Source organism: Psychroserpens sp., from assembly GCF_034670085.1.
GTDB lineage: Bacteria > Bacteroidota > Bacteroidia > Flavobacteriales > Flavobacteriaceae > Psychroserpens.
The window spans coordinates 102,527-114,910 of record NZ_JAXMOD010000001.1; the positions used below are offsets into that span (position 1 = coordinate 102,527).

11 protein-coding genes are annotated in these 12,384 nt (G+C 32.8%); all 11 read right to left on the reverse strand.

Annotated elements, in window-relative coordinates:
- Positions 1-30: 30 nt before the first annotated feature.
- The 11 genes from VOI25_RS00445 to VOI25_RS00495 all read right to left on the reverse strand — a co-directional run bounded on the left by VOI25_RS00445 (position 31) and on the right by VOI25_RS00495 (position 12,351).
- On the reverse strand, positions 31-1,143 hold the full coding sequence (locus VOI25_RS00445) for an MraY family glycosyltransferase (RefSeq protein ID WP_323786907.1): 1,113 nt from the start codon (positions 1,141-1,143) through the stop codon (positions 31-33).
- A gap of 123 nt (positions 1,144-1,266) precedes the next feature.
- Positions 1,267-2,367: a non-hydrolyzing UDP-N-acetylglucosamine 2-epimerase gene (wecB, locus tag VOI25_RS00450; protein ID WP_323786908.1), complete on the reverse strand. Its 1,101-nt coding sequence runs from the start codon at positions 2,365-2,367 to the stop codon at positions 1,267-1,269.
- A gap of 24 nt (positions 2,368-2,391) precedes the next feature.
- Positions 2,392-3,090: a WecB/TagA/CpsF family glycosyltransferase gene (locus tag VOI25_RS00455; RefSeq protein WP_323786909.1), complete on the reverse strand. Its 699-nt coding sequence runs from the start codon at positions 3,088-3,090 to the stop codon at positions 2,392-2,394.
- Complete coding sequence (locus VOI25_RS00460) at positions 3,080-4,252, reverse strand: delta-aminolevulinic acid dehydratase (protein ID WP_323786910.1); 1,173 nt, start codon at positions 4,250-4,252, stop codon at positions 3,080-3,082. Before VOI25_RS00460 ends, VOI25_RS00455 begins: the two co-directional genes overlap by 11 nt.
- A gap of 22 nt (positions 4,253-4,274) precedes the next feature.
- On the reverse strand, positions 4,275-6,413 hold the full coding sequence (locus VOI25_RS00465) for a bi-domain-containing oxidoreductase (protein WP_323786911.1): 2,139 nt from the start codon (positions 6,411-6,413) through the stop codon (positions 4,275-4,277).
- Complete coding sequence (locus VOI25_RS00470) at positions 6,413-7,612, reverse strand: hypothetical protein (protein ID WP_323786913.1); 1,200 nt, start codon at positions 7,610-7,612, stop codon at positions 6,413-6,415. The genes VOI25_RS00465 and VOI25_RS00470 overlap by 1 nt, the downstream gene beginning before the upstream one ends.
- 29 nt (positions 7,613-7,641) lie before the next feature.
- The gene (locus VOI25_RS00475) at positions 7,642-8,100 is read right to left on the reverse strand and encodes an acyltransferase (RefSeq protein WP_323786914.1); all 459 of its coding nucleotides are present in this window, start codon (positions 8,098-8,100) and stop codon (positions 7,642-7,644) included.
- Complete coding sequence (locus tag VOI25_RS00480) at positions 8,097-9,263, reverse strand: glycosyltransferase family 4 protein (protein ID WP_323786915.1); 1,167 nt, start codon at positions 9,261-9,263, stop codon at positions 8,097-8,099. The genes VOI25_RS00475 and VOI25_RS00480 overlap by 4 nt, the downstream gene beginning before the upstream one ends.
- Positions 9,256-10,353, reverse strand: a complete 1,098-nt coding sequence (locus tag VOI25_RS00485) for a glycosyltransferase family 4 protein (protein ID WP_323786916.1) — start codon at positions 10,351-10,353, stop codon at positions 9,256-9,258. The genes VOI25_RS00480 and VOI25_RS00485 overlap by 8 nt, the downstream gene beginning before the upstream one ends.
- A 13-nt stretch (positions 10,354-10,366) precedes the next feature.
- Positions 10,367-11,248, reverse strand: coding sequence for a hypothetical protein (locus tag VOI25_RS00490; protein ID WP_323786917.1), 882 nt, complete (start codon positions 11,246-11,248; stop codon positions 10,367-10,369).
- Positions 11,249-11,265: 17 nt separating this feature from the next.
- On the reverse strand, positions 11,266-12,351 hold the full coding sequence (locus tag VOI25_RS00495; RefSeq protein WP_323786918.1) for a glycosyltransferase family 4 protein: 1,086 nt from the start codon (positions 12,349-12,351) through the stop codon (positions 11,266-11,268).
- Positions 12,352-12,384: the final 33 nt, after the last annotated feature.

Genomic DNA, 12,384 nt, shown 5'->3' on the forward strand with positions numbered 1-12,384 from the left:
GAGCAAGAGTTGATTTAAAGTAAATTAAAACTAAATCTTTATACTTTTTTTGTTTTTATTCATAACTCTTATAATTACAAATGGCAAACAATACAGTATTGACCCATATATTAAAAGTAAACCAATTTGGGTATTTAAATTTAAATGAAGCATATGAAAAGCAATAATTACGATCAATAAATTTATAAGGACTATCGTAAAAGTAGTCTGGATATGAGAAAATCCCGATTGAATAAATCTATGATGTATGTGGTTTTTATCAGCTTCGAATGGGCTTTTTTTCAGAATAAAAATTCGGATAAAAAAGATTCTTAAAGTATCAATTAAAGGGAAAAACAACATCGCAAATGCAAGTGCTGGTGATGCTCTAAAATATTCTGAATCAACATTAGTTTGCGATTGGGAAATAAAACTAATAGTAAAAAATGCGAGTAAAAACCCAACAATCATTGAGCCAGTATCTCCCATAAAAATCTTGTTCTTGGAAGAAAAATTTGACCTTAAAAACGCAATTAATGCACCAATTAATGCGACAGAAATTGTTGCTAAACTTAAATCTCCAGAATTGTAAAAAAGAATGCTAAATATGATACTTATTAGTAAAGCAATACAACCCGCTAATCCATCAACACCGTCAATAAGGTTATACGCATTTATAATTAATATATACACAAATAACGTAAAACCAATAGATACCCAATACGGAAGCATATCTACATCAAAAATTTTCGAAAACCCAATAATACGTGTGTCTGTAAATACAATTAACAATAAGGCTGCAAACAATTGACCTACAAACTTTTTACGAGCTGAGAGCACTGTTAAATCGTCTTTCAAACCCAGAAAAAACAATATTGTTAAACCACCCATCACAAGAAGTAACACTTTAGTATTAAGCATTGCTCCGACAATAGTCATTACCACAACTAAGCTTAAAAAAATACCAATTCCACCTAATGTTGGAGTGATATTAGAGTGCATACTCCTACTATCTGGCTCATCCATAAGGTGCTTTTCTTTGGCTACATATAAAATAGTTGGAAAGGTTTGATAAGCAATTGTAAATGCCAATGCAAATGCACAAACTAACCAAATTAATGGACTGTCTTCAGGATTAAAATTTTCGAGTAATGTTTTAATCATAAGTGGAATATGACATATGACGACATCATATTTTTAATTAATAGCATTGCAAGATACGAATTTAAAAACTAACACATATAATCTTCGATATAATACAAACTTATGACGAAGACTTGTAATACACTAACTAATTGGTAATAAATCCTTTAAGGATTCGATAATTCTATGGGCCGTTTTACCATCCCATAATGGAATATCATTTCCTTTTTTCCAGTTACCTAAAAACAGTTTTTCTAAGTAAGGTTTCATGTTTTTAGGATTAGTTCCAACCAATTCGTTAGTTCCAAGATTAATTGTTTCTGGTCTTTCAGTATTATCCCTTAGAGTTAAACAAGGAACTCGCATTACCGAAGCTTCCTCTGTTATTCCACCAGAATCTGTAATGACTGCTTTAGCACGTTCAACCAAATAATTAAATTCTAAGTAACTTAAAGGCTCAACCATATGAAGTCTTGGATGACTTATATGTAGTCGTTCTAAAATTTTCGCGGTTCTTGGATGCACAGGAAACACTAAGGGCAAATCCTTGGTGTGTGCTGTAATTTCATCAATCATATCTTTTAACTGAGATTCTTCATCAACATTTGCTGGTCTATGAAGTGTCATTACTATATAATTGCCTTCAGTAAGATTTAAATCACTCCAAACTTGAGGCTGTACAAAATTTGGCTGTTGTTTCAACAAGGTATCAATCATTGTATTTCCAACAAAAAATATTTGATCTTCACGCACTCCACTATGCTTCAAGTTTTCATTAGCGGTATCAGAAGTAGTAAAAAAGTAATTCGTTATACTATCAGTAACTAATCTGTTTATTTCTTCTGGCATTGTCCAATCGTCTGAACGAATTCCGCCCTCAACATGTGCTACTTTAGTCTGTAATTTTTGTGCAACTAAAGCGCAAGCCATAGTAGATGTTACATCACCAACTACAAGTACTAAATCAGCAGGATTAGCTAGTAACTCTTTTTCAAAACTAATCATAATATTTGCTGTTTGTTCTGCTTGAGAACCTCCACTACACTCTAAATTCATATGTGGTTCTGGTATTTCTAATTGTTCAAAAAAACTACCAGACATATTTTTATCGTAGTGCTGACCTGTATGAACCAATCTATAATCCATACTAAAGCCATCTTCTTTAGCTTTTTGTATGGCATGAATAATTGGTGCAATTTTCATAAAGTTTGGTCTTGCTCCAGCAATGATTGTAATTTTATACATATTGAAATTTAATTTTGTAATCGTTTAATAACGATTTAAGTGCAAGTTTACAAAAAATCTTACTAAATGAATTTGTCGCTTAATTCTTGAAGGTTGACTTAAAAGTCTATAAGTCCATTCCATATTATTTTTAACCCACCATTCTGGAGCCCTTTTTACATTTCCAGTATAAACATCGTAACTTCCTCCTAGGCCTTGATAAACGGCTTGATGTGATTGTTGAATTTTCTCCATCAAGTTTTCTTGTTTTGGAGAACCCATAGCAACAAAAACCACATCTGGCTGATGCTTTTTAATGTCCTCAATTAAGGCAAGTTCTTCGTCTTCGGTTTTTATATATCCATTTCTGAAATTGCAAATCTTAATGCCTTTAAATTCAGATTGTAATTTAGCTACTGTTTCTTCAATGATTTCCTGTTTTCCACCAACTAAATAAAAAGATTTTGTTTTGTAATAATTCTGAACGACATCCAACCAAAGTTCACATCCTGGAATTTTAACTACATTCTTAGCTCCTTTTTTTTGAAGTGCCCAAACGGCTCCAATACCATCAGGATAGCCTAAGTTCCTGTTTATAAGTGCTCGACTATCATCTGTTGCATGAAGGATTTTCTCTGCATTCACAGCCACCATAATTTTATGATTATCGAAAGCAAATTGCATGAGTTCTTCTCTAGATTTCGGAGCAAAAGTCATCACTCCATTTAATGACTTAGCTTCCATTTTTAACAGATTTAGTTTCTAATAAATAATGTGCCATTGCATTAAACATAAAAGCATTGCTCCATCTCATATATGATATTTTTGAGCTCATTCCCTTTTTTAATTGGTAATAAAAATAGCCTTTTTTATGTTGCATATTATCGATAGTCCAATCTAAAACTTTTGACAAAAGTACGTCATGGTCTTTAAAAACACCTAACTTAGAAAGTGTAACTATGACCTGTGCTGGACAATGAATATCGATAGGATAAGTTTTATTGTGGTAATACTTTGGCATTCCGTTATCTTCAAAAAAATGTTCTATGTAATATTCGGTGCCTTTATCTATATATTTTTGAAAACTTGTGTCTTCAGTATTTTGTTGGTAGGTTTGAATTGCATCTAAGTTAAATCCTGTGTGAAAACTATCTTTCCATGATTGCACTGAAAGTAATCCGTAAATCCAAGAACCATCGTCTTCTTGCAGATCGCAAGCAGCAGTAATCGCTTTCTTTGCCATATCTGCATGGTTTTGATTTTTGGTATACTTATAAGAATAACTTAATATTTTCGCACCTAAAAGTGATGCATTAATAACCGTATTATTACCATCCTTAATGCTGTAAGAAAAAATAACTCCATTACCATGTGGTGTCCTTGATAAGTCCTTAAGAACAAAATCTGCAGCCGATAATGTCTCTTTTAAAACGGATTCATTTTTAGTGATTTCGTAGCTTTCTAATAAAGCTTCAACACAAAAACAGGTTGCTACAACGGTTGGTGTATGTTTTTTAAAAAGAAATAAACGTCGTGCTTGCCAATCAAAATTATAACCCCAAGCTGATCCAGAATAACCTTGACTTCTTAAACTCAATAATAATTCGGTAATATCTTCTATTCGCTTTAATAATTCAGCCTTTGTTCCGAAGTCTTCACAACCTTTTTCTGCTAATTTATAGAGACGACAATATCCTAAAAGAAAAAGTCCAACACCTTTTGCATTGTGTTCTTTAGGTACTAATAATACTTTTCGGAAGTTAATTGGACTTCTTTTAAATCCTTGAATCCAAGCTAATCGTGCTAAATCCCAATGTTTTAATGGCAAAGCTTGAAAGATTTTAGAATTCATCCCATCATAAGGATCCCAACCTTTAAAGTTTTCGCTTTCACAATAGGCTTTCAATTTTAAAAAACTTGAATCTACCTTATATTTCAACTTGCTGTCCTCCACGTTTTACAGATTCTAAAACTCCAAAAGAGGCTTTTGTTACAGCAACGATATCTTCGAAAGGTATTGGTGCTTTACCATCATTAAGTAACCCATTTACAAATGCAGTTACCATTTCTTTCTGGCCTTTATTCTGATTTAATAGTTTATCTTTTTTTGGCTTTCCTTTTCCGAAAATTTTCAATTCTTTAAAATCGTTAAGTGTTGCAGACATTCCAGCTGAAAACACCTCAACGTATTCTTTAGTCAGAGATTTTGATCCATTAGCATAATAGCCAATAACACCAGATGATCCATTTTCAAATTGTACTAAAATATTCAGGGTATCATTTAATTGATTAGCATCTGGTAAAGCTGAAGCAGAAATTTTTGTTGGTAGACTTCCGTTTAAGTACGTCAAGTAATCAATAAAATGACAGACTTCACCTAAAACACGTCCACCTCCAATTTCTAAATCTTGTATCCAATTATCTCCTGGTATTGCACCTGAATTAATTCTATAAATCATAGTCATTGGATTATTTCCAACGGCCTTTTTCAATTTTGCAGTTAATGGTGAAAATCGTCTGTTAAAACCAACCATAACCGCTTTATTGGTTTTTGATTGTAAAGCGATAATAGCATCTAATTCAGATTCTAAAAGACATAGCGGTTTTTCGACAAATACATTTTTATTCGCTTCTAAACTTTTTAAAACATAAGGTCCATGCGAATCATGACGTGTTGCAACAAAAACAGTATTTGTTTTATCATCTAACACATCGTCTTCATTTGTTGCACAAAACTGAAATTTAAACTTCTCAGCAACTCGCTTAGATGTGGTACCTGTATTGGTCAATACACCTACTCGTCCAACTTCATTCGTATCTGGAATATTAGGCAAAAGGTTTCCTTGTGCATAACTTCCTGCACCTATAAAAGAGATATTTATCTTACCAAGTTGCTCAGTTTCAGAAGTAGAAATTTTAGATTTCGAAACCGTTTTATTTAAATCATATTTTAGAGCAATCCCAGTAAATGGTTCTGTTTTTGATACGACAAGATCGAAAGCGTCCTTAGCCTTTTCAAATTCGAATTCATGCGTCGTTAAATAATCAATATCGATGCGTTTGGTAGCAATCAAATTCTGAAACGCTTCCATGTTTCGTTTTTCAGTCCAACGCACATAAGGCAATGGATAATCGATTCCTTTTTCTTCGTAATTTAAATCATATCGTCCAGGACCATAAGAACATGCCATTTTCAATTCTAATTCTTTACGATACCAAAACGGATCTCTATCAAAACCTGTAGGAACTGCACCTAACACAACTACTTTCCCTTTTTTACGAGCAATCGCTCCTGCAAAATTTATGGGATCTAAACTAGATGTTGCAGCTGCAATAATGACTGCATCAGCTCCATAACCATTTGTTGCGTTCTGAATTTGTTCTTCAACACCTGCTGCATTTCTGGTAAGTCCTAAATCTACTACATTATTATCTGCGGCTTGCTTAACGGCAGCTTCAGAAACATCAATTCCAATAACTGTTACGCCTGATGCTTTTAGAATTAAGGCTGCTAATTGTCCTAGAAGTCCAAGACCAATAATAACACAAGATTCTCCCAATCGTAAATCGGCTTGACGTACACCTTGCATAGAGATTGCGCCTAACGTATTGTATGCCGCATCTTTTAGATTTGTATTTGAATCTAACTTTACACAAAGGTTAATTGGCACAGTAACAATTTCGGCATGATTTGCATAACCAGCTCCAGCGCAAGCTACTTTATCACCAACTTCAAATTCGGTAACGCCTTCACCTACTTCAATAACCTCACCAGCAGAACTATATCCTAAAGGAGAATACGCATCGAGTTTTTTCATTACTGCTCTATAGGTTTGAACTGGACCTTGTTTTTTTAGGGTATCAATAACTTGCTTCACTTGTTGTGGACGCTCTTTAGCTTTTCCAAGCAAACTTTTTCGAGCAGCGACAACAGTTGAGCCTTCAGTACCTGCACTTATTATTGAGTAATGATTTTTAACTATGACCATACCTTTTCCTAATTGCGGATAAGGTACATCTTGAATTATCATATCACCAGAACCTAATTTTTGTGTGAGTTGTTGCATTATAGTGTTTTACTTTTAATAAATAATTGTGGACTTAATAATAAAGTGCCAAAGATACCCCAAACTATTATATTATAATAATAATATGATCCTGGAACTAAACCAATACAGTCAAAAAAGTACATTCCGAATAACATCATCCCAAACACCCTAATATTTTTATTTATCTGAAATACATGTTTAATCATTCGGATAAAAAACATAATTAATAAAATCACACCAATTATACCGTTAATTACTAATATTCTAAAGAATTCGTTGTGAACCGCTCTATCAATTCCGTCACCAAACCATTGAAAAAATACGCTCTGATGATTTAACCATTGATCCCAATATTCTTGCCAAATATAACCGCGACCAGCCAATGTATATCGTGCATCCTTTACCTCACCACTTTGGTAACCAGTTTCTTTACTAAATAACTGTTCAATATTATCGAATACTACATCTCCAAATACAAGTAAAACAATACTTAAACCAATAAGAATTGAAATGGTTTGTTTTATTTTAGCTTGCGAAAAGAATAAAATAAGTATAAACCAAAATACTACAATACCAACAGCTGCCTTGCTAAATGCCAAATAAATGGAAAGGGACGCTCCACCTGCCAAAGCAATTAAAAACACTTTAAAATACGGATTCTTAATAGTAAAAACTGCTTGATATATTAGAATGGCTAAGATGGTAGTTAAACCATAAAACCTAACAGGAAAACCATCATGGTAAAAACCAACATAACGCACTAAACCTACAGTTGTACGTTCCCTAAATAGAATTCCTGTTTGTAACTGAAAAAAGCTAACTGCAATTGGAAAAATCCCGCAAATCATGACAGCCAACAAAAACTGTTTTAAGCGTTTTTTATCATTTACGAGTAATGGAATTAGAAAAAATCCGAGATAATTATTTAGGTTTAGCACAATAATTTCAAAGGATGGCACAGGTCTCACAGCAATAGCCCAAACCACTCCTAAAGACAACGCAACAAGGTAGATTTTAGCTGTTTTTATCCAAACCTTAGGTATGATATTCTTTTTAAATAAAATACTATAAAATAGAATAGGAATTAATGCACCTTGAACAGACATTACAGTCAAAGGACCAAAACGATAATCCCAAAAAGCATCAATAATTGATTTTGTAGCTACTATAACTAAAAAACAAGCAAATAGGCCTCTTTGGCTTTTCGCAACAATCATTGCGAGGTATATTAATATAGGAATTAAAATCATGTTACATTAATATGTTTCTTTGGTAATGGTCTATATGGTTTTTCTAATTCCTTTATAATTTTAATTGGACTACCAGCTGCCACAACGCCTTCAGGAATATCTTTATTTACAACTGAACCTGCACCTATAATAGAGTGACTTCCAATAGTTACATTTCGCATTACAACCGTATTAACGCCAATAAAAACATGATCACCAATAGTTACATACCCTGTTCCATTATCTTCAGGATTAATGATATGTGCTGCGCCATCATGAGATAAAACATAGCAACCATGTGTTATCAAACAATGATCTCCTATGATTACTTTACCTCGCCTTACGTCTATTTTAGCGCCAAGACTGATCATGGTGTTTTTTCCAATTTTTGCTCCAGAAGCTCTCAGGAAAGACATTTGGAAAAATCTAAGAAGATTACCCAAATGATGAATCATTTTTCTAATAATAATTTTCATGACGCCAATGTATTTAAGATAATGACTTTAAAATCATTAGCGATTTTTTCAATTGAAAAATTTGAAACTACATGACTCCTATTTACAGTCCCAATTTCTTGTCGTTTATCTTGATTTGATAACAGTTTTTTTAATGCTAGCTTTAAATCATCTAACTGTCCTGGAACGAACGAAAATCCGTGTACACCATCTTTATAAACCTCACGATGTGCACCAACAGGTGTAAATACAGCGGGTTTACCAATAGCCATAGCTTCTAGTAAAGATCTTGAAAAACCTTCAGAATATGAGGCCGTCAAAAATATATCTGTTGACTGCAAATGTTTCATTTTATCGTCTCCACTAATGATACCTAGGTTTACGTAATTATTTTTATATACTGAATTCAGTAAAATTTGTTCAGCTTCAAAAGGATCTTCGTAGTCTATTTTTTCTCCTGTATATTGATTATAGAATACACCTCGTTCTCCTTTTCTAATATTTCCAGCAAAATAAAACTTTGCAAAAGGAAATTCGTGGCAAAGGTCAGGAATTATTTTTAATATATCTGTATAACCTTTAGCTTTAGTCATATGACCCATGACAAGTATCTTTCCTTTTTCAACCTCAACATCATATACATCAGAATATTGATTTACATCCATAGCTTGATACAATACTGAAACCTTAGTAGAGTCAATGAACGGAAAAAATTGATCATCAAGATATTTTGCTTGAACAATAGCACAATCTACTCTTTTCAAACTAAAGCCTACTAGTTTTTTAATTAAGCCATTAAACTGTTGAAAATTTAATTTGAAGTGACTTCCTCTTAAATGAATAATAACTTTAGCGCCAAATAGTTTACTTAGAAGAATGGTCCAAACATCTCGACCTATCCAGCCAACTTGAGTAGGCGTAATAGGATAATACACACATTTAAGTCTGTTTGAGATTAATAATTTAAGTAGTTTAGAAAAGAAAATAAAGAAGTTGGTTAGCATGGAAAAATCAAGTTTTCCCTTTTTGGTGTTATCGCTTCTAAAATTTGTTTTAAGGAATTTTATGTCAAAAGTTTCATTTAAGGTGTCAGATTCCAAAAACTGTTGCATACTCAATTCAGGCCCAGAATAAGGAGGTGGTGTTGGTCCTATAAATAATATTTTAGGTTTTTTATTAGTCATCTATGAGACTTTGTTTCATCTGTTCTACCCATTTTTGCACTGAAAGATAGTCTCCTTTTTGTTTAGCATTAGTACAAAAACGCTCTAATACCGTTCTATTAGTTAAAAGGTCTTTAATGGTATTAATATTAGATTCAAAATCATTGCCAAGCACATAGCCATTTTGACCTTCATCAAGATAATCCAATTCGGGTGCATGACTAGGACCTTGCAATGTTACATATGGCCTGCCGTAAGAAAAGGAATGATTTACTGAGAGTCCAGAATGTCCAGGAATAAAAACCAACGAGGCTTTTTTCATTAAAGGCGCAATAGCTGCTTCGTCAATTAATGTGCCGTGCCAATTAATATTTGCATCTGATTTTAAAGCCGATTTAATAAGGTTGTTTTCTGGACCATCACCAATAATATCCAATACTAGATTTGGAATATGTTTTTTCAATTCTGAATAGTAATGAATTAAATCTGGAATTCGTTTTGATGAAATTAAACGACCAATAAATACAATAGATGGCGTATTTTCAGGAGGCAATTGATAGGTGTAGTGTTTTTTTATTTCTGTGTTATCGACAGTGTTGTTTGCCCAATACGCCTTGTCCTTAACAATAAACTTGTTTTTTAATGCCCATTCGCAGCTATGTTCTGTGTAAAAAACGACGCGATCAAGTTTTCTGTAATAAAATTTTGTAAGCAACTTGTCAAGTAGTGTGATCTTACCATTTCCAGATTTAAGAACAGGATGGTTATAAGAAAACAAACGTACATTTTTATTTTGTCTTCGGAGTTTCATTACATAGAAAAAGAGTGCAAGATTCTTTTTTTCTGCAGGTATCATTACCCAATCGAACTCATTAAAAATCGATTTCAGTTTGTGTTTTACAAGCTTAGAGTTACCAAAGGCTTTTTTTGGAACATCCACATATATTTGTGTAAAACTCCAATCTCCTTTTAATTCTTGGTCACCCATTTTTGTTCGTCCAGCACCAGAAAACACACAGAGATCAATCGATGCATCAACTGCCAAGTGATTAAGGAATCTTGATTTGTAGTGATTCAAGTTAGGAGATAACCAAAGAATTTTTGTTTTCATAAGACAAATCTAACTAATCTAAAACCTTCTTTATTTCATTTATAAAATAATCAGGGATTTCTTCATCTTCTTGAAGTGTTAACTCCAAATTAGGAGTGTCGTAGTACAGGTTTAAAAAGTTTTTTTCTGGAAAAATAATGGGCATCCTCCCAAGAAAACTTGCCCATTTATTAAATGTACTTCCTTTTGAAGCTATAATCATTTTCGACTTACTCAATCCTAAAATATCTGAAATACTACTTCCAAAAGTAATTCTTTCCACGTTTTCTAACTTCAAGAGTTCTTCAAGTTCACCGTCTTCGGCATCAGAAAATATATAGCACTTAATATTTGAATTCAGTTTTTTTCTAATTTCAGTTAAGGTTTTAATGAAAAACGTGAGTTCTGTACTTCTAGAGTAACGCTTAAAATCACCAAATCTAATATGCATTGAAATCGCATTAGAAAAATCAAAATTTAATCCTTTTTTATGCTTTGGCCTTGTAATTTTAATCAGTTCATCATAAATTAATTGATGATCATGTAAAAACGCATTAAAACCAGATTTGCCATCAATTTCAAAGGTTTTAACATGCTTTTTCGAGGAGCTTGCCTCACTAACCTCCAGTTTTGGATGGGTATTTAACAAGTACTGCTTCCGCAATCCATTAATGTAATACTTATTTGTGAATAAATCAGCGTACAATCGTTTATCCTTATCGTTATGTTTCCATTGGTTAAATGAAAATTGAGCCCAAGTTGGAGCGATCATATTTTTGACATTTCCCTTCTTAGACGCATATACATAACATCTAGCCCAAGCATTCAATAAATTACCTAAACCATGCGCATAACCAATTCTAATTACACCTGTATCGATACCTTTTTCACTTAGCTTTGGCCAATAATATTCCATAATAAATCAATCGATTTTTAAGTTCCTTTAATTAATTGCTTGTAAACATCATTATAGTCTGAAGACATTCTCTTCATACTAAAATTAGTCTTTGCGTACATAATCCTTTCATTTGCTTTATCACCAATGTGCTGCCTGTTTTTAAAATAAAAGCCTAATCGTTCAGCCAATTGTGTTTCATTTTCTATAATGTTTTCTGGCTCTATAGGAAACACCACTTCAACTAATCCTCCTGAGTCATTAAACGCTACAACAGGTAAGCCGTGAAGATAGGCTTCAACGGCAACTAAACCAAAACCTTCATTATCTGAAGGATGCACACAAATATCAAACTGTTTGTAATAGTCTGATACTTTATCTGTATAACCTACTAATTCTATGTGGTCTGAAAGCGAGAGTTTCTCTATCTGACTTTTTATGTCATCAATTGCTTGGCCATCTCCAACTAAAATTAATTGACCTTCTCCTTCATTTTTCAAGAACATATCAAAGGCATTAATAAGTCTATCAATACGTTTTCTTGCTGTAAACCTAGACACTAAACCAATTGTAAAAATAGAGTTTGTATTCTGAAATTCGTGGGATTCACCAGATGGAATGGGAATACCATTTAAAATTGCTTTAGCGTATGTTTTTTTTAAACCGTAATGAGATTTAGCTTTACCTAAGGTATATTCAGAATTTGCTATAAAGACATCTACTTTATTTAAAAAATAATTTTTTAGAGACTCTCTAAATGTGTATTTAATAATATTCTCTTTTCGCACTCCTTTTGACAGCCCATGAATGGTATACACAGAATTTGAAGAGCTGATAGCCATCAATCTTAACATTGAGAAATTATGCAGGTGTACAATTTCAAACTTCGAGAAAATGGATTTTAATTTTTTCAATTTCGAAAAACTAAAATCATAACCACCAGAAATTCCAGAATCAATTATTTCGACATTATTATCAAGTAACAGTTTAAGATATGCGCCTTCTCTAGAATCAAGCATTACGGAAACATCTATGCCTTGATTTTTTTGTTCAACGGCCAGATCAATTACCAACTTTTGAATGCCACCAATACTCGGACTATTGATGCAGTGCAAAACGGTCATAAATGTTTCTTTTTAAAATTCCCTAAATTCATA